Annotated in this window: 21 protein-coding genes; 8 read left to right on the top strand and 13 right to left on the bottom strand. The window is 69.4% G+C overall.

Annotated elements, in window-relative coordinates; genetic code table 11:
* From H5J31_RS03685 to sigC, 4 genes are all read right to left on the bottom strand, one after another.
* On the bottom strand, window positions 1-1,242 hold the full coding sequence (locus H5J31_RS03685; RefSeq protein WP_181770993.1) for a PucR family transcriptional regulator: 1,242 nt from the start codon (window positions 1,240-1,242) through the stop codon (window positions 1-3).
* A 140-nt stretch (window positions 1,243-1,382) separates the two neighbouring features.
* Window positions 1,383-1,838 (bottom strand): (2Fe-2S)-binding protein, encoded by a 456-nt coding sequence (locus H5J31_RS03690; protein ID WP_073848534.1) that lies wholly within the window; start codon window positions 1,836-1,838, stop codon window positions 1,383-1,385.
* A gap of 26 nt (window positions 1,839-1,864) precedes the next feature.
* On the bottom strand, window positions 1,865-4,120 hold the full coding sequence (locus H5J31_RS03695; protein ID WP_181770994.1) for a xanthine dehydrogenase family protein molybdopterin-binding subunit: 2,256 nt from the start codon (window positions 4,118-4,120) through the stop codon (window positions 1,865-1,867).
* A 205-nt stretch (window positions 4,121-4,325) separates the two neighbouring features.
* A complete protein-coding gene (gene sigC / locus H5J31_RS03700; protein WP_181770995.1) occupies window positions 4,326-4,895 on the bottom strand; it encodes an RNA polymerase sigma factor SigC in 570 nt (189 codons plus the stop codon).
* A 58-nt stretch (window positions 4,896-4,953) separates the two neighbouring features.
* Between sigC and H5J31_RS03705 the strand changes: the two genes are divergently transcribed.
* The 3 genes from H5J31_RS03705 to H5J31_RS03715 all read left to right on the top strand — a co-directional run bounded on the left by H5J31_RS03705 (window position 4,954) and on the right by H5J31_RS03715 (window position 7,526).
* Window positions 4,954-5,682, top strand: coding sequence for a zf-HC2 domain-containing protein (locus H5J31_RS03705; RefSeq protein ID WP_181770996.1), 729 nt, complete (start codon window positions 4,954-4,956; stop codon window positions 5,680-5,682).
* A gap of 220 nt (window positions 5,683-5,902) precedes the next feature.
* Window positions 5,903-7,105, top strand: coding sequence for an ROK family transcriptional regulator (locus H5J31_RS03710; protein WP_181770997.1), 1,203 nt, complete (start codon window positions 5,903-5,905; stop codon window positions 7,103-7,105).
* Between the two features lie 55 nt (window positions 7,106-7,160).
* Window positions 7,161-7,526, top strand: coding sequence for a nuclear transport factor 2 family protein (locus tag H5J31_RS03715; RefSeq protein ID WP_181770998.1), 366 nt, complete (start codon window positions 7,161-7,163; stop codon window positions 7,524-7,526).
* A gap of 9 nt (window positions 7,527-7,535) precedes the next feature.
* Here H5J31_RS03715 and H5J31_RS03720 read toward each other — a convergent pair whose 3' ends face one another.
* Entirely contained in the window at window positions 7,536-8,042 is a 507-nt protein-coding gene (locus tag H5J31_RS03720; protein WP_181770999.1) for a PaaI family thioesterase, read from the bottom strand.
* Window positions 8,043-8,116: 74 nt separating this feature from the next.
* Between H5J31_RS03720 and H5J31_RS03725 the strand changes: the two genes are divergently transcribed.
* Genes H5J31_RS03725 through H5J31_RS03740 form a run of 4 tightly spaced genes read left to right on the top strand, consistent with a single transcriptional unit; the run spans window position 8,117 to window position 12,195 of the window.
* Window positions 8,117-8,707 (top strand): TetR/AcrR family transcriptional regulator, encoded by a 591-nt coding sequence (locus H5J31_RS03725; RefSeq protein WP_328701367.1) that lies wholly within the window; start codon window positions 8,117-8,119, stop codon window positions 8,705-8,707.
* Window positions 8,708-8,723: 16 nt separating this feature from the next.
* The gene (locus H5J31_RS03730; protein ID WP_181771039.1) at window positions 8,724-9,068 is read left to right on the top strand and encodes an ArsR/SmtB family transcription factor; all 345 of its coding nucleotides are present in this window, start codon (window positions 8,724-8,726) and stop codon (window positions 9,066-9,068) included.
* 35 nt (window positions 9,069-9,103) lie between these two features.
* Complete coding sequence (locus H5J31_RS03735; RefSeq protein ID WP_181771001.1) at window positions 9,104-9,838, top strand: HAD family hydrolase; 735 nt, start codon at window positions 9,104-9,106, stop codon at window positions 9,836-9,838.
* Between the two features lie 56 nt (window positions 9,839-9,894).
* Window positions 9,895-12,195, top strand: coding sequence for a glycoside hydrolase family 65 protein (locus H5J31_RS03740; protein ID WP_207897391.1), 2,301 nt, complete (start codon window positions 9,895-9,897; stop codon window positions 12,193-12,195).
* Between the two features lie 3 nt (window positions 12,196-12,198).
* Here the strand turns inward: H5J31_RS03740 and H5J31_RS03745 are convergent, their stop codons facing one another.
* From H5J31_RS03745 to H5J31_RS03765, 5 genes are all read right to left on the bottom strand, one after another.
* Window positions 12,199-12,378 (bottom strand): hypothetical protein, encoded by a 180-nt coding sequence (locus tag H5J31_RS03745; RefSeq protein WP_181771003.1) that lies wholly within the window; start codon window positions 12,376-12,378, stop codon window positions 12,199-12,201.
* 51 nt (window positions 12,379-12,429) lie between these two features.
* On the bottom strand, window positions 12,430-13,386 hold the full coding sequence (locus tag H5J31_RS03750; protein ID WP_181771004.1) for a Ppx/GppA phosphatase family protein: 957 nt from the start codon (window positions 13,384-13,386) through the stop codon (window positions 12,430-12,432).
* 209 nt (window positions 13,387-13,595) lie between these two features.
* Window positions 13,596-14,636: an LLM class F420-dependent oxidoreductase gene (locus H5J31_RS03755; RefSeq protein WP_181771005.1), complete on the bottom strand. Its 1,041-nt coding sequence runs from the start codon at window positions 14,634-14,636 to the stop codon at window positions 13,596-13,598.
* A 32-nt stretch (window positions 14,637-14,668) separates the two neighbouring features.
* Window positions 14,669-15,457: a class I SAM-dependent methyltransferase gene (locus tag H5J31_RS03760; protein ID WP_181771006.1), complete on the bottom strand. Its 789-nt coding sequence runs from the start codon at window positions 15,455-15,457 to the stop codon at window positions 14,669-14,671.
* 39 nt (window positions 15,458-15,496) lie between these two features.
* Window positions 15,497-18,811: a DUF885 domain-containing protein gene (locus H5J31_RS03765; protein ID WP_181771007.1), complete on the bottom strand. Its 3,315-nt coding sequence runs from the start codon at window positions 18,809-18,811 to the stop codon at window positions 15,497-15,499.
* 134 nt (window positions 18,812-18,945) lie between these two features.
* Here H5J31_RS03765 and H5J31_RS03770 point away from each other — a divergent pair, with 134 nt between their 5' ends.
* Window positions 18,946-19,965, top strand: a complete 1,020-nt coding sequence (locus tag H5J31_RS03770; RefSeq protein ID WP_181771008.1) for an AsnC family protein — start codon at window positions 18,946-18,948, stop codon at window positions 19,963-19,965.
* 143 nt (window positions 19,966-20,108) lie between these two features.
* On the opposite strand, the gene H5J31_RS03775 is transcribed toward H5J31_RS03770, so the two are convergent.
* From H5J31_RS03775 to H5J31_RS03785, 3 genes are read right to left on the bottom strand one after another with little or no spacing between them, the layout of a single operon-like run.
* Window positions 20,109-21,035 carry an RluA family pseudouridine synthase gene (locus tag H5J31_RS03775; protein WP_181771009.1) on the bottom strand — a complete coding sequence of 309 codons (927 nt, stop codon included), beginning with the start codon at window positions 21,033-21,035 and terminating at the stop codon, window positions 20,109-20,111.
* Window positions 21,032-21,595: a signal peptidase II gene (lspA, locus tag H5J31_RS03780; protein WP_181771010.1), complete on the bottom strand. Its 564-nt coding sequence runs from the start codon at window positions 21,593-21,595 to the stop codon at window positions 21,032-21,034. Before lspA ends, H5J31_RS03775 begins: the two co-directional genes overlap by 4 nt.
* Window positions 21,596-21,619: 24 nt before the next feature.
* Window positions 21,620-22,234, bottom strand: a complete 615-nt coding sequence (locus H5J31_RS03785; protein WP_181771011.1) for a hypothetical protein — start codon at window positions 22,232-22,234, stop codon at window positions 21,620-21,622.
* Between the last annotated feature and the right edge of the window lie 4 nt (window positions 22,235-22,238).

Here is a 22,238-nt window from a genome sequence, read left to right on the forward strand (position 1 = left end):
CTAGCGCAGCGGATCCCTCGGAGAGGGAAGATGAGAGGTGTCCGGGAACATGTGCAGTGCGCGCAGGGCCGCGCCGAGTTCGGCGATGTCGGCCGGGTCGGTCAGCGAACGGCCCAGTTCTTCGGTGATCCGCTTCAGGCGGTGCCGGATCGTGTTGGGGTGACAGAACATCCGCTCCGACGTCAGTTTCGTCGAACCCTGGCATTCGAACCACGCCCTGAGTGTCAGCAGCAGGACGTTCCGGTCGTCGCCGGGCAGGTCCAGGATCGGGCGCAGCACGTGGTGCGCGAGCTGCACCGACGCCTCGGGGGCGCTGGCGACCAGCCCGGCCAGCGGGGATTCGTTGAACTGCACCATTCCCGAGCTTCCCGGCATCATGCTGGAGAGCGCGACGCGCGCCAGATGCAGCGCGCGGGCGGTGTTCCCGAGACCGGTGAACACCGGGCTGACCCCGACGCGGCCGATCGAGTTCTCCCGCAGTAGCTCGATGATCACCTGGGACGCCTCAGGATCCCGCATGGAGACGACGCCGACCTGGAGGTCCGGGGTGAGCCGCCAGGCGGACGCGTGATGCCGTTCGCGGAGCCGGTTTTCGATCTGTGGCAACGGCTCGTGCCCGACGCGCGGGGTTTCGGCGGCGACGACCACGTATGTCCCGTCGAGGGAGAGTTCCAGCACTCGCGCGATGTCCCATAGCGTGCCTTCGGTGGCCGCACCGCCGGCGAACAGCGCCTCGACCAAGGCCGAGCGCCGGCTTTGGTGCGCCAGCATGACTTCCGCGGTGGTGTCGCGGTAGGTCGTCGTCAGTGCTTCGGCGTAGTCGTCGACCAGTGCCCAGATCGCCGACGTCGCGGCGACCAGTCCGCGCAGGTCCTGGTGCTCGCCCAAAGCGGTCAGTTCGACGAACCGGTTCCACACTTCGGTGAGCCCGATCCGGTACGCCCGCAGGAGTTCCGGCAGCGGCGCCCCCTGCAACGCACGAGCGCGTCCGGTCGCCCGCGCCTGCGCGAGGTCGGGTTCCTCGGTGCCGCGCAGTGTCCGCATGACGTATTCGAGGTTGTTCCGCACCGACGTCCGCAGTTCGGCGAGCGAGACGAACTGGGCGTCGCGGTAGACCGGCATCTCGGAACGGATCTGCTCGACCGTGGTTTCGATGAGCGCGGGCAGCTGCCGTTCGACCTCGACGGCCAGTTCGGCGACGATGGCGGCCGAGCCTTCGCGGAGCACAGATCGATAGTGCATGGACGTCCTCCGGGGCAGGGACTCCTCGTCGAGCCCCTGGGGAGGTCATCTAACACGACTTACCCGGAGGTGGCCTGTCGAAGCCGAAAAGCTCCGCCTGTGCGGCGAAAATACGGGATTTTCACCGCACAGGCGGGATTTCACATCTTCGCGGCCGCGCTCTTGATCGCCTCGCGGATCCGGAAATAGGTACCGCACCGGCAGACGTTCTGGATCGCGTCGATCTCGGCGTCCGTAGGGTTCTTCGTCTTCTTCAGCAACGCCACCGCGGCCATGATCTGACCCGGCTGACAATAGCCGCACTGCGCGACGTCCTGCTCCAGCCACGCCTCCTGCACCGGGTGCAGGTCGTCGCCGTCGGCGAGCCCTTCGATCGTGGTGACGTCCTTGCCCGAGCAGTCGGACACCGGCGTCACGCACGGGTTGAACGCCTCGCCGTCGAGGTGGCTGGTGCAGGCCTTGCAGACGTTGATCCCGCAGCCGTACTTCGGGCCGCGGACACCGAGCTTGTCCCGCAGCGCCCACAGCATGGGCAGATCCGCGGGCGCGTCGACGGTGACGGTCTTCCCGTTCACCGTGAAGGTGTAGTTGGGCATCGGAACTCCTTGGCGGGGAAGGAAGGTCAGCGGGGGAACGGCTCGAAGTCGACCGGGAAGTTGATCGGGAAACTGCGCGGTTTGATCCCGGTCGCCCGCGCGTAGGCGTTCGCGATCGCGCCGACCGGCGCGGGCACGCCGAGTTCCCCGGCACCGCCGATCTCGCCCGTCTCCGGCATCACGAACACCTTGACGTCCATCGGCGAGTTCTTCTGCCTCGCGTAGTGGAACTGCGAGTAGCTGCCTTCCAGCGGCAGACCCTTGTCGATGTGCAGTCCGGCGGTCAGCGTCGTGGAGATACCGTCGGTCAGGCCGCCGAGCATCTGCGCCTCGATCCCGCGCGGGTTGATCGGCTTGCCGACGTCGACCGCGATGGTCGCCTTGGTGACGCGTGGCTTCTTCGGGTCGCGGCCGTCGAGTTCGACGAGACACGCGGTGTACGACTTGTACTCGCCGTGCACGGCCACGCCCTGCGCGAAGCCCTTGGGCATCTTCTTGCCCCACTCGCCGAGTTCGGCGACCTTGTCCAGGACGGCGCGCTGCCGCTCGTTCTTGATGAACTCGCGCCGGAACGCCACCGGATCCTTGCCGAGTTTCGCGGCGATCTCGTCGACCATGATCTCTTCCGCGCCGCGCGTGCTCGACGAGTACACCGACCGCCAGGCGCCGGTGTGGAAGTCCACCGGGACCTCGTTGAGCAACTGCGTGGTGACGCCGAAGTTGTACGGTGACTTCACCGTCAGCAGGAACACCGTCTGCGCGAAGCTCAGGTTCCCGCCGACCGGGAGCTGTGCGGCGAAGGCGGTGAGGACCTCCCCGAGGCCGTGGCCCCAGTCGGTCTCCACGCTGGCGACGCGGTGCTCGAAGGTGAGCACCTGGCCGAGCGCGAAGGTGGCGCGGATCTTGTGGTGGCTCGCGGCGCGGGCGCGGCCGTGGCGCATGTCGTCGATACGGCTCCACATCAGCCGCACCGGCCGCTTCATCGCCTTCGAGATCCGCGCGGCCTCGATCGCGCCGTCGGAGAACAGTCGCCGTCCGAACGATCCGCCCGCCTGCTGGACGTGCACGGTCACCTTGTTCGCCGGCAACCCGAGCTCCTGCGCGATGTTCTGCTTCGCGAGGATCGGGACCTTCATCCCGGACCAGATGGTCGCGCTGTCCTCCCGGACGTCGGCGACCGCCGAGTTGGTCTCCAGCGGCGCGTGGCTCGCGAAGGCGAAGTCGAACTCGCCGTCGACGTACTGCGTCAGCAGCGGCGGGACGACGAACGGCAGCGCCGCGGCCTGCAGCTTCTTCTTGATCGTCGCGTTGTTCTCGCCGTCGACGGTGCCGCCGTTCCAGGTGACGTCGAGCGCGTTCTTGCCGTCGAGCGCCTGGCCGAAGGTCTCCGCCAGCACCGCGACGCCGGTCTTGATGACGGCGATGTCGATGATGCCGGGCATCGCGCGTACGGCCGCTTCGTTGTTGACCTTCTTGACCGTGCCGTTGATCGTCGGCGGGCGGCGGACCATCGCGGGTTTCGCGCCGGGGATGTCCAGGTCGAGGGTGTACTTCAGCTGCCCGGTGACCATCGCGCGGGCGTCCTTGCGCGACTGCGGCGTGCCGACCAGCTTGTGCGCGGACTCGGCCTTCGGGGTCGCGGTGAGCTTCCCCAGATCGGCTCGGGCAGCGGGCTTGGATAGCGCACCGTACCCCAGCCGGCGACCGTCCGCGGCGATCACCGAACCATCCCTTGTGGACAGACGATCGGCCTTGACACCCCATTCTTGAGCGGCGGTCGCGACCAGCCGGGCCCTGGCGGCGGCCGCGGCGGTCCGCACCGGTGTGTACAGCGAGCGCATCGTGTTGGAGCCGCCGGTCAGCTGGTTGAACAGCAGTTCCGGGCGGGCGTCGGAGAGCACGACGTCGACGCGGTCGAGCGGCAGGTCCATCTCCTCGGCGACCAGCATCGCGTTCGCGGTGGTGATGCCCTGGCCGACCTCGGTTCGCGGCAGTTCCAGCCGGACACGGCCGTCTTCGCGGACTTCGAGCACGAGCAGGCCGGCGGTCGGCGCGTTCGACAGGATCAGCACGTCGCCGAGGTCGAGGATCTCGGCAGGACCGGGGAGGGTCGGGATGACGGCTTCGGCCTCTTCGGGCGCGAAGCCGTCGATGCCGATCTTCGTCGCGATCGTGAGCGTGGGGGCGGCGACGAGGAAGCTCAGGAACCGGCGACGGCCGAGGCCGCCCGGTTCGGGAGTCTCGCCTCCGTGGCCTTGGTTCTCGGTGGTGGGACTGGCCATCGGGAAGATCCCTTCGAGAGCGCGCGGAGAAGGCGGGGACCCTCGCGCGACCTGGGGTTGGATGGCGACACGCTAGGCAGCGGCCTTCGGTCCGGTCAACGCGGAGTAGTCGTGTCGGCCGATCTGTGTGACGAGATGACAGCGAACGGCGCCAAATGTGTGCCGCGCCACAGTGCGACCGGTCCAACACACTCCGCCGGACGGCCTAGATGGAGTCGCGCTCCCGGCCTGCTTCGAGCAGGTCTTCGCGGGCCCGTGCGATACGGGAGCGCACGGTGCCGACCGGGCAGCCGCAGATCTCGGCGGCCTCGGCGTACGACAGTCCCAGCACCTGGGTGAGGACGAGGACCTCACGGCGCTCCGGGTCGAGTCCGTCGAGCAGCATCCGCAGCTCCACCAGGTCCTCGAATCCCGCGACGCCTTCCGCCTGTCGCGCGCCGTGGCGCTCGGCGGTGGCTTCCCAGTCGACGTCGGCGAGCTTCGGGCGCGCCGAAGCGGCCCGGATGCGGTCCACGACCACGCGTCGCGCGATCGAGAGGAGCCAGGTTCGCGAGGACGACCGGCCGGCGAACCGGCGCAGGCTGCCGAACGCGCGCAGGTACGTCTCCTGAGTGAGATCGTCGGCGGCACCGACGTCCGCGAGGTGCGCCACGAAGCGCCAGACGTCGGCCTGGGTGGCCCGCACCCAGTCCTCGAGCGCCCGCCGGTCACCGCGGGCGGCGTCGAGTGCGAGCGCGGTCACCCGCTCGTCGTCGCTGTTGCGCGCCCCGGCCATACGAGAAACGTAGCAGCGTGCCGGGAACCCAGGCAGGGCCCTGTCCGACAATTGAGACGTGAAGTGCGAGGACTGCCGCGAGGCCCTGTCGGCCCGGCTCGACGGCGAAACCGAACCCGCTCCGCCCGAGGCGGTGGACCGGCACGTGGCCGGTTGCGCCGCCTGCCGGTCGTGGTTCAGCCGTGCCGAGCGGCTGCACCGCACCATTCTCCTGCGTCCCGCGCCGCCGGTCCCGGACCTCACCGCCGTCATCCTGGAACGCACACCCGCCCCGCCCCGGGACGGCTGGCCCGCGCGGATCGCGCTCGCCCTGGTGGCGATCGCCCAGCTCGGCCTGGCCTTCGCGCAGCTGCTGGGTGTCGAAGACCACGGCGCCGGCCACGGCGCGGAGTCCCTGGTCGGGCATCTTTCACACGAAAGTAGCGCCTGGAACCTCGCCGTCGGCGTCGGACTCGGCTGGGCGGCCGTCCGCACGAAGGCGGCGGCGGGGCAGCTACCGGCATTGACCGGGTTCGTCGCCCTGCTGCTGGCGCTGTCGGCGGGCGACCTCGTCGCCGGGCAGGTCACCGCCGGGCGGGTGCTCACCCACGGTCTGGTCGTCCTCGGCCTGGTCCTGCTGTTCGTGGTGAACCGGCAGCACCGGCTCCGGAACCGGCCGAGCCCAGCGACCACGGAAGAAACCCCGGATTCCCTGACCGCGGGATCCGGCCACGAAACCGGCGAAGCACCCGAACGCCCCCGTCAGCACAAGGGATTCCGGCGCCCCGCGAGCCGCCACGTCGCCTGACCGGAACCCGGACCCGCTTGGTCTAGACCATTACCGGTCACTGGGAGCATCTGCCCGGACACCGGGTGAATCACCGGATCTCGCGCGCGCCATGCGCGATTTGCGCCGCCGACCCGTTTATCGTCGCGGGGAACCACCGAATGTAAACCTTCTTGCCCATTTCGGGCCGGACCCGGGATAACTTGGTGGGAACACCTTGGTTCGACAGGAGGCGAAGCTCGTGGTTGGCGCAGAAAGTCCGCCCGTCGGCACACCCGCCGGGATGCGGAAGATCAATCAGCGCGCCGTGCTGGACCTCCTGCGCCGCAGCGGCCCCGCGACGCGACCGCAAGTCGCGAAGGACACCGGTCTCTCGAAACCCACGGTGAGCCAAGCGTTGCTGGCCCTCGAAGCGGCCGGTCTCGCCAGGGCGACCGGGCATACGTCGACCGGCACCGGCCGGTCCGCCGTCCTCTACGAAGCGGATCCCACCGCCGGCTACGTCCTCGGAGTCGACATCGGCCGCGAGCACCTTCGCGTCGCCGTCTCCGACCTCGGTCACACCGTCGTCGCCCGTCGTGACGAGCGGAACACCTCACGTTCGGGCACCGCGCTCGTCAGCGCCGTCGGCGCGCTCGCCGCGGCGACCGTCCGCGAGGCGGGACTGAGCCAGGCCGACATCGTCGTGCGCGTCCTCGGCTCCCCCGGTGTCGCCGATCCCGCCAAACGCTGTTTCCGGCACGCGCCGAACCTGCCCGGCTGGGGCAAGGCGGGGCTGCTCGACGAACTCGAAGGCGTCCTCGGCCCGGACCTCATGGTGGAGAACGACGCGAACCTCACCGCCGTCGGCGAGTGGGAACGTGGTGCCGCGCGCGGCGCGTCCGTCTTCGGCTGCATCACCATCGGCACCGGCGTCGGGATGGGCGTGATGGTCGACGGCCAGGTCTTCCGCGGTGCGACCGGCGCGGCGGGCGAGATCGGCTACCTGCCCTACGGCCAGTCCCACGCGGCGGGCGGCGGCGAGGACACCCCGCCGGTCCGCGGCCACCTCGAAGAGGCGACAGCGGCCCAGTCGGTGGTCCGCGGCGCCCGCGAACTCGGCCTGGGCACGGCCAAATCGGCCCGCGAGGTCTTCCGTCTCGCCCGCGACGGCGACGAACTCGCCTTGCGCGCCGTCGAAGCGGAGGCGGACAGGCTCGCCTACACCGTGGCGTCGGTGGCCGCGGTGATCGACCCCGAACTGATCGTGCTCGGCGGCGGCATCGGGACCGCGGCGGATCTGCTGCTCGACCCGATCGACCGCGCGCTGCGCTCGTTCACCCCGCTGGTCCCGTCGGTCGTCCAGGGCGAACTGGGCGACGACGGTGTGCTGACCGGCGCGATCAGTGTCGGCCTGCGCGCGGCCGAGGGCCTGGTGTTCGAGCGGAAGGTCGGCGCGGCCTGAGCGCATTACCTTCGCGGTAATCGACGGCGGTGGAACCGCGCGGAACGATGGCCGGATGACAACGACCAAGCAGATCGTCCTCGACTGTTTCGAGAACATGTTCGTGCACAAGGACTTCGTCGCCGCGAGTGCGAACGTGCACCCCGATTTCCGTACCCACAGCCCGGGTCTGCCGTCCGGCCGTGACGCTTTCGTCGAGGCGATGCGGAATTCACCGCTGATCGGCGCGGAGGTCTCCATCGAACGCGTGATCGCCGACGACGACCACGCCGCCGTCCATCTGCACGTGGTCCCGGCGGGAGACGAACGCGGCGCGGCCGTCGTCGACATCGTGCGGGTCGAAAACGGGCTCATCGTGGAACATTGGGACGTCAAGCAGCCGGTACCGCCCGCCGCCGAAGTCCCGAACGGGATGTTCTAGAGCCGGTTTCTAGGGCTGGATGACGAGGCAGGTGCTCGACGCGGTCGCGAGCACCTTGCCTTGCGCGTCGCGGATGTCGCCCTCGGCGAACGCGACGCGCGAACCGGCCTTCACGACCCAGCCGTGCGCGCGGATCTCCCCCACCGAGCCGGAAATCGCGCGCAGGTAGTTCACCTTCAGCTCGACAGACGTGTACCCGACGCCGGCGGGCAGCGTCGAGTGCACGGCGCACGCCACGGCCGAGTCCAGCAGGGTCGCCGCGACGCCGCCGTGCACGGTCCCGATCGGGTTGTACAGCGACTCGTCCGGCGTCGCCGCGAGTACGACGTCACCGACGGCCACGCTCACCCAGCGCATCCCGAAATGCGCCGAGATCGGGGGCGGCGGGATGCTGCCGTCGGCGATCTTGCTCAGATACTCCAGCCCCGACAGCTCGCGGCCGAGCCGGGCGGTGGGCAGCGGATCCTGCCAGGTCACGGTCTTCTGCCTGGTCTGCCCGGTGACGTCGACGGTCATACCTGCCTCCTGCTAAGACGATCGTCCTAGGCTTGACTATGACGACCGTCCTAGTCAAGGGATATGCTGGCGACGTGTCCGAAACCACCACCCGCGAGCGGATGATCTCGACCGCGATGACGCTCTTCCGCCGCGAGGGCTACCAGGCGACGTCGTGGCGGCGGCTGGTCGAAAAGGCCGGGACGCCGTGGGGCTCGGCGTACCACCACTTCCCCGGCGGCAAGGAACAGCTGGCGGTGGCCGCGATCGAACTCGGCACGACCGTCGTGGCGAAGACGGTCCGACGTGCTTTCGAGCGCAACGAGACCGTCGAGGACGCCGTGAGCTGGTGGTACCGGAAGGCGGGTGAGGCGCTGGCCGCCGACGACTACCGCGGCGGCTGCCCGCTCGCCACGATCACGCTGGAGATGGCGCACGCCTCCCCCGCGATCACCAAGGCGTGTCAGGACGCCTTCGCCGCCTGGCACGCGTTGCTCGTCGAACTGCTCACCGCCCATGACGTCAACAACACCGACAACACCGCCGACACCGACGCCGTCGACGACCTCGCGATGGCCATCATGAACAACCTCGAAGGCGCGCTCCTGGTCAGCCGCGTCCGCCGGTCACCCGATCCGCTGGACCGGGCCGCGCGGCACGTCGCACTCGTGGTCCGGGCCGCCTAACATCGCGGGGGTGAGCATCGAGCCGGACCGGCGCCTGATCGACCCGGAGCGCGTGGACGCCGCCGTCGCCGGGATGGGCGATCGCGAGGCGATCACCGAATGGGCGCAACGGTTCTCGCTCGTCGCGGATCCGTCGCGGCTCGCGCTGCTCGTCTCCATCCACTACGCGCGTGAGATCAGCGTCACCGATCTCGCCGCGGCCACCGGGATGACCGACACCGCCGTCTCCCAGGCGTTGCGGCTGCTGCGCGCGCACGGCCTGGTGACGACCCGCCGCGACGGCCGGATCGTCCGCTACAGCCTCGCCGACGCGACCGTGCACGAACTCATCCACCACGTCCGGCCACATCCCGAAAGCTGAGCGGGCACCCGCGAGCGCGGGTAGCGTGCGGAGGCATGATCGGTCTGCCGGACACCATCACGGCCTGCCTCTTCGACCTCGACGGCGTGCTGACCGGGACAGCGGCGCAGCACCGCGAAGCGTGGAAGCGCACGTTCGACGAATTCCTGCGCGCCCGCGACGGCGACTCGTTCTCTCCGTTCACGGACACCGACTACGCGGCTTACGTCGACGGGAGGCCGAGGGCCGACGGCGTCCGCACCTTCCTCACCTCGCGCGGGATCGAGCTGCCCGAAGGCAAGCCCGACGACGGCATCGACGTCCCGACCGTCAACGGCGTCGGGAACCGGAAGAACCAGCTGGTCCTGAAGATCATCGACGAAGAGGGCGTCACCCCGTACCCGGGTTCCGTGCGGTATCTGGAGGCGGCGAAGAAGGCCGGGCTGCGCATCGGCGTCGTGACGTCGTCGGCCAATGGCGCGAAGGTGCTCGACGCCGCCGACCTGACCAAGTTCGTCGAAGCGCGGATCGACGGGATCGTGCTCGCCGAGCGGGGCCTGCGCGGCAAACCCGCCCCTGATTCGTTCCTCGCCGGAGCCGAGGCCTTCGGTGTCGCCCCGGAGAACGCGGCCGTGTTCGAAGACGCGCTCGCGGGGGTACAAGCGGGCAAGGACGGCGGTTTCGGTTACGTGGTCGGAGTGAACCGCGCGCACCAGGCGGGCGAACTGCTGGAGCACGGCGCGAACGTCGTGGTGGAAGACCTGGCCGAACTCCTGGAGGACGAGCAGTGACCGACCCGCACTTCCGCGGCTACGAAGTCGCGCCCTGGGAGCTGCGCTGGCGCGGCATGGACGTCGACGCCCTGCAGCGCACCGAATCGGCGTTCGCCGTGTCCAACGGGCATATCGGCCTGCGCGGCACGCTGGAGGAGGCCGAACCACGCGGCCTGCCGGGCACCTACCTCAACGGTTTCTACGAACAGCACGATCTTCCCTACGCCGAAACCGGTTACGGCTACCCGGAAGAGGGACAGACCGTCGTCAACGTGACCGACGGCAAGATCATCCGGCTGCTGGTCGAGGACGAACCGCTCGACATGCGGTACGGCCAGGCGACCGAGCACGACCGTGTCCTCGACTTCCGCAAGGGCACGCTGGCGCGGAACACCGTCTGGTCCTCACCGACCGGGCGCCGGGTGCGGGTCCGGACCGAACGCCTGGTCTCCTTCACCCAGCGGGCCGTCGCCGCGATCCGGTACGAGGTCGAACCGCTCGACGAGGATCTGCAACTGGTCGCGCAGTCGGATCTGCTGGCCAACGAGCCCGTCGAATCCGACACCCGTGACCCCCGGGTGGCCGCCGCGCTCGAATCCCCGCTCGTCTCGCTGTTCCGGCATTCCGAGGGATATCACGCCGTGCTGGTGCACCAGACCCGTAACTCGGGGCTGCGGGTGGCCGCCGCGATGGACCACAAGATCGAAGTCACCGACGGGGTCCGCACGCATATCGAGGCCGAAGAGGACATGGCACGGCTCACCGTCGCCGTCGACGTGCCCAAGGGCGGACGGCTGCGGATCACCAAGTTCCTCGCCTACGGCTGGTCCGCGCAGCGCTCGGTACCCGCGGTGCGCGCACAGGTCGAGGCCGCGCTGGCCGGCGCGCGGCAGACCGGCTGGAAGGGACTGCTCGCCGAGCAGAAGAAATTCCTCGACGACTTCTGGGAGACGTCGGACATCGAGGTCGAAGGCGACCCGGAACTGCAGCAGGCGGTGCGGTTCGCGCTCTTCCACCTCCTGCAGGCGGGTGCCCGCGGTGAGACGCGGGCGTTGGCAGGCAAGGGATTGACCGGTCCCGGCTACGACGGGCACGCGTTCTGGGACACCGAGACCTTCGTCCTGCCCGTGCTCACCTACAGCATTCCCGACGCCGCCCGTGACGCCCTGCGCTGGCGTCACTCCACTTTGGACAAAGCACGGGAGCGGGCGACACAACTGGGCTTGCGCGGTGCTGCCTTCCCCTGGCGGTCCATCAACGGCGCGGAATGTTCGGCGTACTGGCCCGCCGGCACGGCGGCGTTCCACGTCAGCGCGGACATCTCCGACGCCGTCGTCCGCTATCTCAACGCCACCGGCGACGAGGAGTTCATGCGGACCTGCGGCGCTGAACTACTGCTCGAAACCGCCCGGATGTGGGCGTCGCTGGGACATTTCGACCGGCGCGGCCGGTTCCGGATCGACGGCGTCACCGGACCCGACGAGTACTCCGCCGTGGCGGACAACAACGTCTACACGAACCTGATGGCGCGGCGGAACCTGTTCTACGCCGCCGAAATCTGCGAACGCTACGCGGACACGGCACGGGCGTTCGACGTCACCGGGGACGAGATCGCGTCGTGGCGCAAGGCGTCCGAGGCGATGCTGGTGCCCTACGACGACGATCTCGGCGTCCACCCGCAGTCCGAAGGCTTCCTCGAACACGACGAGTGGGACTTCGACGCGACCGAGCCGGATTTCTACCCGCTGCTGCTGAACTACCCGTACTTCGACCTGTACCGCAAGCAGGTGGTCAAGCAGGCCGACCTCGTCCTCGCACTGCATCTCTGCGGGGATTCGTTCACGCCGGAGGAAAAGGCGCGCAACTTCGCCTACTACGAGGCCCGGACGGTGCGGGACTCCTCGCTGTCGGCGGGGACGCAGGCCGTGATGGCGGCCGAGGTCGGGCATCTCGAACTGGCCTACGACTACCTCGCCGAAGCCGCGCTCACCGACCTCCACGACGTGCACAACAACGTCCGCAACGGCCTGCACCTGGCGTCACTCGCCGGTGCGTGGCAAGGCACCGTCGCGGGTTTCGGTGGCTTGCGCGACCACGGCGGCCGGCTGACCTTCGCGCCGCGGCTACCGCCACAACTGCGTCGGATCGCGTTCCGGCTGACCTTCCGCGGCACCCGGTTCCAGGTCGAGATCGACGGCGAAGGCGCGACGTACCACGTGATCACCGGGGAGCCGCTGGAACTGGCGCACCACGGCGAGACGTTCACCGTCACCGCGGAACCGGTGCGGTTGCCGATCCCGTCGCTCGATCCGGGTCCGGCGCCGGTGCAACCCGAAGGCCGGGCTCCGGTGCGGCGGCAGCCTAAGGACGGCTGAGCCTCAGTCCGGAGGCTCGATCGGCACCTCACCGCTGCCCGGCACGCCGTCGACCTCCTCGGTGCCGTGCGGGCCGATGTCACGGTTGGGCGCGCTCGGCACGTCGGTCTTCGGCTGCGTCTTGCGGAGATCGTCGAGGTCTTCGTCCTCGTCCTGCCCGAAGGTCTTCTTGCTTTCCCTCATGACTCCGGGGTACCCGCTCGCGGCGCGAAACGCCACATTTCAGCGGGTATTTCAGGCGGCTTTCGCCGGTTTGCCGTCGAGCGTGACCAGTCCGTCGAGCATGTTCAGCAGCAGACCGTCCCTGGTGGACCAGGGACAGATGGCGACCTGACCACCCGAAAGCGTCAACAGGGCCTCGGCGACGATCGCGCCCGCGAGCGCCTGGTGCGAACGCTGCCGCGAGATGCCCGGCAGTTCGGCGCGGCGCTTCGCCGGCAGCTTCGCCAGCCGTGGGATCCACGCGCGGAGGTCGTCGAGATGCAGTTCCCGCGTGCGGGAGGGCCTGTCGCCGGCGAGCCGGGCAAGTTGCCTCAGCACCTTGGAACAGCCGACGGCGCGATGATCGCGGATCTCCGGCAGGACGTCCTGCATCGCGTCACGGACTTCGTCGAGGACGTGTTCACGCATGGCCCGCACGACCTTGGGCGACGGGCATTCGGTGGCGAACCAGTCCCGCGTCAGCGACCGGGCGCCGAGCGGCAGCGAATGCGCGAACCCGGCCTCCTCGGTGGTCCCAGCGGCGAGTTCGACGGTCCCGCCGCCGATGTCGAGCACGAGCAGCCCTCCCGCGGAAGCGCCGTACCACCGGCGCGCCCCGACGTACGCCAGCTCGGCTTCGCGACGACCGCTGAGGAACTGCAGCTTGACCCCGGTGGCCTTCGCGACGTCGCAGACGACCTGCTTCACGTTGGCCGCGTCGCGGATCGAAGAGGTCGCGAGGGGATACACGTCTTCGACGCCGTGCTTGGCCGCTGTCGTCATTCCCGCCTCGACGGCGGAGGAGACCGCGTCGATGCCACGCCGGGTCAGCTTCCCGTCGTCATCGAGTTCCCGGTCCAGCCGAAGGCGCGTCTGATGGCTCAGCACGGGATCGAGCGGCGAGCCGCCCTTGGCCAGCACCACCAGCCGAGCACTGAACGATCCGACGTCCAGGACCGCGGCGGACGGCTCCTCGATCTGCTTGCGCACGCGAGGCACCTCACCTTCGTCGCGAACGTATTCCCCCGAGGACTCCGTTTCACTCCTGATAATGGCCCATTTTCCGGCCGTTCAGGCGTGCTTTACGTTCTCTTTCCACCGAAGTGCCGCTTTTTGACCACGTCGGCGCAGGTCGAGGGTACCGTATCGATCCAGGTGAGAGGTTCGCCTCTCTCCGAGAGTCGAAACTTCGAACGGGTTCAGCCGAGAAGTTCGCGCAACTTCGACACCTGCGCCACGCGTGCTTCACGGCCCGGGAGCAGCGGGTTGACCACCAACGTGGTCGCCCCGGCCTCGCGGAACGCGGCCAGCCGCTCCTTGATGTACCCCTCGGGGCCGACCAGTGAGATCGCCCGGATCAGCTCCTTCGGCACCGCCGCCGCGGCCTCGTCCTTCTTGCCGTCGAGGTAGAGGTCCTGGATGAGCTTGGCTTCGGCTTCATAGCCGTACCGCTGCGCGAGACTGTTGTAGAAATTCTTGCCGCGCGCGCCCATGCCGCCGATGTACAGCGCCAACATGCCTCGAAGGTGGTCCAGCAGCCCGTCGACGTCGTCGCCGATCGCGAGCGCGGTCCCGACGAAGGTGTCCAGCTCGCCCAGCGACGGGTCGCGCTTCGCCTTGCCCTCGGCCAGCGACGCGCCCCAGACCTCGGCGGCCTTCTCCGGATGGAAGAAGATCGGCTCCCAGCCCTCGGCGAGTTCGGCGGTGAGCGCGACGTTCTTCGGGCCGATCGAGGCCAGCAGGATCGGGATCCGCTCACGCACCGGGTGGTTGATCAGCTTCAGCGGCTTGCCGAGGCCCGTACCCTGCTCCGGCGGCAGCGGGATCGTGTAGTGCGTGCCGGAGTGGACGACCTTCTCGCGCCGCCACACCTGGCGGCAGATGTCGATGATCTCGCGGGTGCGGCCGAGCGGCGCGTCGTACTTCACGCCGTGGAAACCCTCGATGACCTGCGGACCGGACGCGCCGATGCCGAGGGTGAACCGCCCGTCGGAGACGAAGTCGAGCCCGGCCGCGGTCATCGCGGTCAGCGTCGGCGTCCTCGTGTAGATCTGGAAGATGCCGGAGGCGATCTGGACCCGTTCGGTCTTCGCCGCGACGTAGCCGAGCTGACTGACCGCGTCGAAGGAGTAGGCCTCGGGGACGAAGACGATGTCCAGGCCGGCCTTCTCCAGCTCGACGATGTCCGCCACGCTCTCGGCGAAACCACCGGCGTAGTTGATCGCGGTCCCGATCCTCATCCGCATCTCCTCGAAAGTTACTGAGCGGTTGCTTAGCGATAGTATGCCCGATGCAACGTCGCCGCGAACTCGAGCACGATGCCGCCGTCTTCATGCATCCGCCGCGCGTCTTCGAGGAATCTGCGGTGGAACTCCGCTCGCCGCTCCGGCGGCAGCGCCGGGACCATCTCGGCCAGGCCTCGCGGCATCAGCCATTCCCAGAGGGCGGACGGATCGGCCAACGGCGTCGGCATCTCGACGGATTCCCGCACGAGGTCCTCGAATCCGGCCTCGACGAGCAGCGCGTCGAGCTGGTCGTGCGTCATCGGGCCGGCCTGCTCGGACGACGGCGCGGAAGATCCCTCGGGAGCGAAGAACTCCAGACTCAGGTCCTGGAACCACGCCAGCCGTCCGACGGACTGGCGTTCGAGGGACAACGCGACCTGTCCACCCCGTACCAGCACCCGCCGGAACTCGGTGAGCGCGGCGAGCGGGTCGTCGAGGACCTGCATGACGAAACCGGCGGTGACCAGGTCGAAGGACCCGTCCGCGAAACCCGTCCGGTAGAGATCCCCTTCGCTCGCCGCGATCTCGGGATGTTCCTCGGCCAGCCGTCGCATCATCAGCGGTGACGCGTCGATGGCGGTGACCGCACAGCCCTTGGCGAGCGCCGCCCGCGCGACCGCCCCGCGCCCGGCCCCGACGTCCAGTACTCGGACGCCAGGGGCCGGGTTCGCGAAGGCGACGAGATCCTTCCCCACGTCGGCGACGTAGAAGAAGATGTCCTCGTAACGGTCCACCAGCTGGTCGTACTTCGCCTTCGCCTGCGCTGTAGTCACCATCGGGCGAGGGTATTTACGGTCTCGGATCCCGAGATACCGCTATTTGTGTGCGGACACCCATTCCTTGACGACGTTGTCCAGCACCCGCAGCGGCAGGATCCCGTTGCCGAGCACGACCTCGTGGAAGCCCTTGATGTCGAAGCGGTCGCCGAGCGCGGCCTCGGCCTCGGCCCGGATCCGCTCGATCTCCAGCCGTCCCACCATGTACGACAGCGCCTGCCCCGGGTACGCGGCGTACCGGTCGATCTCGGCCTCGATCTCCACACGCGCCATCGGCGTGTTCTCGACCAGGTAGTCCACCGCCCGCTGACGGCTCCAGCCGAACGCGTGCATCCCGGTGTCGACGACCAGGCGGCCGGCCCGCATCGAGTCCTGCGTGAGCATGCCGAAACGGGTCAGCTCGCTGGAGTACAGCCCCATTTCGTCGGCGAGGCGCTCCGAATAGAGGCCCCAGCCTTCGACGTAGGCGTTGACGTCGGCATGGCTCCGCAGCATCGGCAGCCCCTTGAGGTGGTGCGCGATGCAGATCTGGAAATGGTGCCCCGGAACGGCTTCGTGGAACGCGATCGCCTCGCTGGTGTGCTTGGGGCGCTGATCCGCCTCGTAGGTGTTCGCGTAGTACGTGCCCGGACGGGAGCCGTCGAGCGCGGCCTCCAGGTAGTACGCGAGCGTGCCGCCCGGCGCCTCCGCGGGCGGCACCGGCTCCACCTGGCACTTTTCCTCGGGAATGGTCGAGAACCACTGTGGGGCGACGGCTTCGGCGCGGGTGATGGCGTCACGCGCGGCGTCCAGCAGCTCGTCGCCGTCGCGCCAGCGCAGGGCCGGGTCGGTGCGGAGCCGCTCGAAGATCTCGCCGAGATCCCCGGTGTCGAAGATCTTCTCACCCAGCTCGCGATACTGGTCGGCCAGTTTCGCGATCATGTCGAGCCCGGTGTCGTGCAGATCCTGCGCGGTGCGTTCGGTGGAGGTGTGCGCCCGGATCAGCGCGGCGTACTTCTCCTGCCCGCCGGGAAGGGCGCACAGACCCGGCTCCTCCTCGGGCTTCCCCAGCGGACGCAGTTCGGTGGCGAGGAAGTCGCGGTACCGCCGGTACGCGGGCCGGACCACCTCGGCGAGCAGCCGGTCGCGCTCGGTTTCATAGCCCTCCACGGAAACGGACGCGGTGAGCGCCAGCGGGTCGCCCGCCTCGTCACCGAGATACCGCTCCACGTAAGCGACACCGCTCTCGACGAGGAAGCCGGGCGGCACCAGTCCTTCGGCCGCCGCCGCGCGCTGGCGCACGATCAAGGCGTCCAAATAGGACCCGATTCCCTCCAGGCGTTCGAGGTAACCCCGGACCCTTTCCTCGTCGGTCAGCGCCAGCATCGCGAGTTCGTTGAGGACGGACAACGCGGGCGAGGCCAGCCCGTCGCTGACCGAGATGTCGGCGGAACGGGAGTCGGCGACGTCGATCATCGCCTTCGCCTGCTGGATCACGACCTCGCGGGTGACCGCCTCGACCGTGGAAAGTCCTTCCACGCCAAGGGCTTCGGCCCGATCCGCGATGGCGGCAGCCGACGCGCGCTGGGCCGCCGCGGCCGCCGCGCTCGGGTCGGGCAGCGCGCCGTGGTCACCGGGGAGCCCGAGCAGCGAACGCCACAGCGGGTACTCCTCGAACTTGAGCGCCATCAGCTCCTCGGCGAGGCTGTTCGGGGTGTCACCGTGGCCGGCGACCCAGTCGCGGACGACACCGTCGAGCACCGAAAGCGGCAGCGATCCCCCGCCGAGCACGACGTCGTGGAAGGCCTTGATGTCGAACCGGCTCCCCAGCGTCAGCTCGGCCTCCTCGCGGATGCGCTGGATCTCCAGCCGCCCCACCATGTACGACAGCGCCTGGCCGGGGAAGGCGATGTAACGGTCCACTTCGGACTCGATCTCGACCAGCGCCATCGGCGTGTTCTCGGTGAGGAAATCGATGGCCTGACGGCGGCTCCAGCCCAGCGCGTGCAGACCGGTGTCGACGACCAGGCGTCCGGCGCGCATCGAATCCATCGTCAGCATGCCGAGTTTCGCGACGTCGTCGGAGTAGAGCTCCATCTCGTCGGCGAGGCGCTCGGTGTAGAGACCCCAGCCTTCGGCGTACGCGGTGAAGTCGCCGATACGGCGCAGCACCGGGAGTTCGGTGAGGCCCTGCGCGAGGCTCAGCTGGAAGTGGTGGCCCGGGATGGCCTCGTGGAACGCCGTCGCTTCGGCCGCGTGCCGGAACCGTTCCTCCGCCTTGTGGGTGTTGGCGAAGTAGATCCCCGGCCGGGAGCCGTCGATCGCGGGCCACATGTAGTAGGCGGCGGGCGCGCCGGGCGCGGATTCCGCCGGGACCGGCTCGACCGTCCAAGGCTGCGGCGGGATCCGCCCGAACCAGTTCGGCGCCTCGGCTTCGGCCCTGGTGATGGCCGCGCGGGCGGAATCGAGCATTTCGTCGGCGCTCGACCAGCGCAGCGCGGGGTCGGTGCGGAGCTTCGAGAAGATCTCGGCGAGGTCGGTGGTGCCGAAGACGTTCGAACCGTACTCGCGGTACTCGGCGGCGAGGTTCGCGATCACGTCGAGACCGGTCTGGTGCAGCTCGCGCGGGGTGCGGTCGGTCGTGGTGTGCATCTCGGCCAGCAGGGCGTAGATGCGCTCGCCGTCGGGCAGCCAGCAGACGCCGGGCTTGTCCTCGGGACGGCCGTTCGGCGCGATCTCCTTGGCGAGCACCTCGCGGTACTCCGTGATCGCGGGGCGGACGACGTCGCGCAGCAGTTCGGCGCGACGGGTCTCGAAGTCCTCGTCGGGCGCGGGCTGGCGCAGCAGCGGGTCGGCGGACGGGTCGGCGAGGTACCGGTCGAGATGCGCCACGGCGGCATCGACGAGGTATGCCACCGGGACCAGCCCACGGGCCACGCCGTCGCGGTGCCGCTGCGCGGCCTGGCGCAGGTACTCCGGGACCGCCGCGATCCGCCCGAGGTGCGCCTCCGCCTGTGTGCCCGCCCCGACGGACAGCATCGGCAGCACGGTCAGCACCTCGGCGGCGGGCGAGATGAACAGGTCGCTGATGGTGAACTCGACGAACCGCGAGTCGAGCAGCGCGATCCTCGCCCGCGCCATCGCGATCAGGACGTCACGGGTGGTCTTCTCCTCCGCGCCCAGCCCGGCGGCGTCGATGGCCTCGGCCCGCTCGGCGAGTCCGGCCAGCTTCGCCCGGAAGGCGTCTCCCGCGGCCTCGCTGAGGTCGGTGAGCCCGGTCGATTCCGGACGGAAGCCCTGCAAGGCGGGCATGACCGGCTCGGCGTCGAAGAGGGCTTCGACGAACTCGTCGGCGAGGGTGGAGACTTCGCTCATGTTCTTCCCCAGGAGATAGGTGGACTCGCGGTAACCCCGACCCTAATGGAGATCCCCTCCTACCGAAGCCGGGTTTTGCGGCACGCGGACGGCCTTCGCACGGCGACGGGGGCGAGGCGGTAGCGTTCCCGGACGTGGCCGTGACCGATCCCGTGGATACCCGCCTGCTCGCCGCCCTCGCGGACATGGGCAAGGCGGCCGTGCACGAGCTCGCGGCCAAGGTCGGCATGGATCCGCGCGAGGTCGCCTACCGCCTGGTCGCACTGTCGGGAAGTGGACTACCCCTGCTCGTGGGCGTGGAGAGCGACCCGAACGGACTACGCGCCGCCATCGCGAGCTCGCCTCCGTCCTGGGCACAGCAGCCTCAGCAACCGCAGCCGCCCCAGCAGCAACAGCCGCCGCAACGTCCGCCGGGCCAGGGGTCCGGGCCGTACAACGTCCAGGGCACGCCGTCCGGGCCGTACAACGTGCAAGGCACTCCTTCGGGGCCGTACAACGTCCACGGGACGCCATCAGGCCGCTACCCCGGACCGCCGTCGGCCCCGGTCCGCCAGCCGATGGCCCCGCCCCCACCGCAGCAACCCCAGCAGCGCCCCCCGGCGCCGCCGCAGCAGCAGTTCGCACCGCCGATGGCGCCCGCCGACCCGGTGATGAGCACCTGGGGCGTCCCGCAGACGGCGTCCTGGGCCCGCGGCGACGAGCAGCAGGTCACGCCGCAGCAGGTGCCGGAGGGCAAGAAGGGCAAGACCGGCGACGTCATGGAGACCCAGGGACTGGAGGGCGAGCAACTGACCGTCCAGTTGCTCGAAGTCCAGGACCCGGCGGACTACCTGTTCAGCGCGGCGGGCTACTCACTGGAGGCCGGCGAGCGGTCGGTCGTGGTGCACACCGAGATCACCAACCGCGGGAACATCCCGTTCGTCTCGCTGCCGGACAACTACCTCGAACTGCTCAGCGCGGACGGCAAGCCGATCACCAAGGCACCCGTCTCGCTCACCTCGCGGCCGCCGCACAAGATCGGCGTCCGGCCCGGGGAGACCCTGGGCGGTCACACCGTCTACGTCCTGCCGGACGCCACCCGGGTGGTCGCCGTACGGTGGTCGCCCCGCCCGGAACCGGACGAGCGCACGCTGACCTGGTCGATCGACGACTAGCCGCCGCCGGTACCGAACGGGTCACCCAGGTGCGGCGACCGGATGCGCGAATCACGTCCCGCAGAGCGTTGCGAAAGCCACTTTCGCAACGTTGAAGGTTGCGAAAGTGGCTTTCGCAACACCCCCCGCCGCGCCGCCGGGGCCTAGTTCTCGTCCTGGAGGATGCGCAGCGCGTTGGCGAGGTCGTCCGGGTACTCGGATTCGAACTCGACCCAGCGGCCGTCGGCCGGATGCGCGAACCCGAGGGTCTTCGCGTGCAGCCACTGCCGGGACAGTCCGAGTTTGCGCGCCAGCACCGGGTCCGCGCCGTAGGTCAGGTCGCCGACGCACGGGTGCTTCAGCGCCGAGAAGTGCACGCGGATCTGATGGGTGCGACCGGTCTCCAGTTTGATCTGGGCCAGCGACGCGGCACGGAAGGCCTCGACGACCTCGTAGTGCGTGACACTCGGCCGCCCGCCCTGGACGACGGCGAACTTGTAGTCGTGCCGGGGGTGCCGGTCGATCGGCGCGTCGATGGTGCCACGCGTCGGATCCGGATGGCCCTGCACGATGGCGTGGTAACCCTTGTCGACGGTGCGCTCCTTGAACGCACGCTTCAGCACGGTGTACGCGTGCTCGCTCTTGGCCACGACCATCACGCCGGTGGTCCCCGCGTCGAGCCGGTGCACGACGCCCTGGCGCTCCGCGGCACCGGAAGTGGCGATCCGCAGCCCGGCCGCGGCGAGACCGGCCACCACGGTCGGCCCGTTCCAGCCGGGGCTCGGGTGCACGGCGACGCCGACCGGCTTCGAAATCACCACGATGTCGTCGTCGTCGTGCAGGATCCGCATGCCTTCGACGGGTTCCGCGACGACCTCGATGGGCGAGGCCGGGTCGGGCAGCGTCACTTCGAGCAGTCCGCCGGCGGCGAGCCTGTCGGACTTCCCGGCGGGCCTGCCGTCGAGCAGGACCTCGCCGGATTCGGCCAGTTCCGCCACCACGGTGCGGGAAAGTCCCAGTAGTTTCGCCAGTCCCGCGTCGACGCGCATGCCGTCGAGCCCGTCGGGAACGGGCAACATCCGCGCGCTCATTCGCTTGCCGCCTTCTTCTTGTCCTTTATAGACGTTCCGTCGTAGTCCTTGCCCAGCAAGGAAAGAATCACGATGAGTACGCCACCGACGCAGATCGCGGCGTCGGCCACGTTGAAGATCGCCCAGCCCTTGCCGTTGGGGGCGAAGGCGGAGATCATGTCGACGACGTGGCCCTGCAGCGGGCCCGGCGCGCGGAAGAGCCTGTCGGTCAGGTTGCCCAGCGCGCCGGCCAGCACGAGGCCGAGGCCGATCGCCCAGCCGACCGAGCGCAGCCGCCGGGAAAGCCAGATGATGGCGACCACGACCGCGGCCGCGACCAGCGCGAGCACCCAGGTCAGCCCGGTCGCCATCGAGAAGGCGGCACCGGGGTTGCGCACGAGCTGGAAGTACACGAACCCGCCGAGGAACTCGACCGGCTCCTTGCCCGCCAGCGTGGACACGGCGATCTGCTTGGTGAGGATGTCGATCCCCCACAGCACCGCGGCGACGACGAACACCACGCCGACACGCTTCTTCGGCAGCGACGGCGCGGGGGGCGCGGTCTCGGGCTCTGTACTCACTCCCCCATTGTCCACGGAGCGTGTTCAGGTCCCCTCGGCGGCCGTCTTCGGCCTGCTCAGCAGCGCCGCGAACGCCCCGGCGAGCGCGACCAGCGACGACAGCACCAGCGCGAGTGCCCCTTGCGTCAGCACGACCGCGCAGAGCACGTAGGCCGCGGCCACCACCAGCACCAGCACGCTGCGGTCCAGCCACGCGAGCAGGACCAGGCCAAGGGTCAGCAGGACCGCCGACCGCGCGTCGCCGTCCATGTCGAATTCCCAGTAGCCGACCAGGTCGGCCAGCGCGATCGCGACCAGGCCGCCGAGGGCGATCGCGAGCACCTTCCACCACTTCGTCCCGCTGCCCACCCGCCAAGCGTGGACGGCGTAGAAGACCACGGTGCAGAGGTAGACCGCGAGTACGGCGAAGAGCCAGCCGTCGTTCCTGCCCACGCCGGAGAAAGTGACGTCCAGTGAGGTGCTGTAGGCCCTGCTCATGCCGACACCCTGGAGCGTCGCGTAACGGCCGGCGTCCTCGTACGGCGTGTACGCGAACCATCCCCCGGATCGCCCGCCCACGAAAGAAAACGCCACTACCACCAGCTGCGCGAAGCCCAGCAGCGCCAGCGGAAACCAGTAACGCGGTCGCTCGTTCCCCATGCGG

It is taken from the genome of Amycolatopsis pittospori (assembly GCF_013870525.1).
Classification (GTDB): Bacteria; Actinomycetota; Actinomycetes; order Mycobacteriales; family Pseudonocardiaceae; genus Amycolatopsis; species Amycolatopsis pittospori.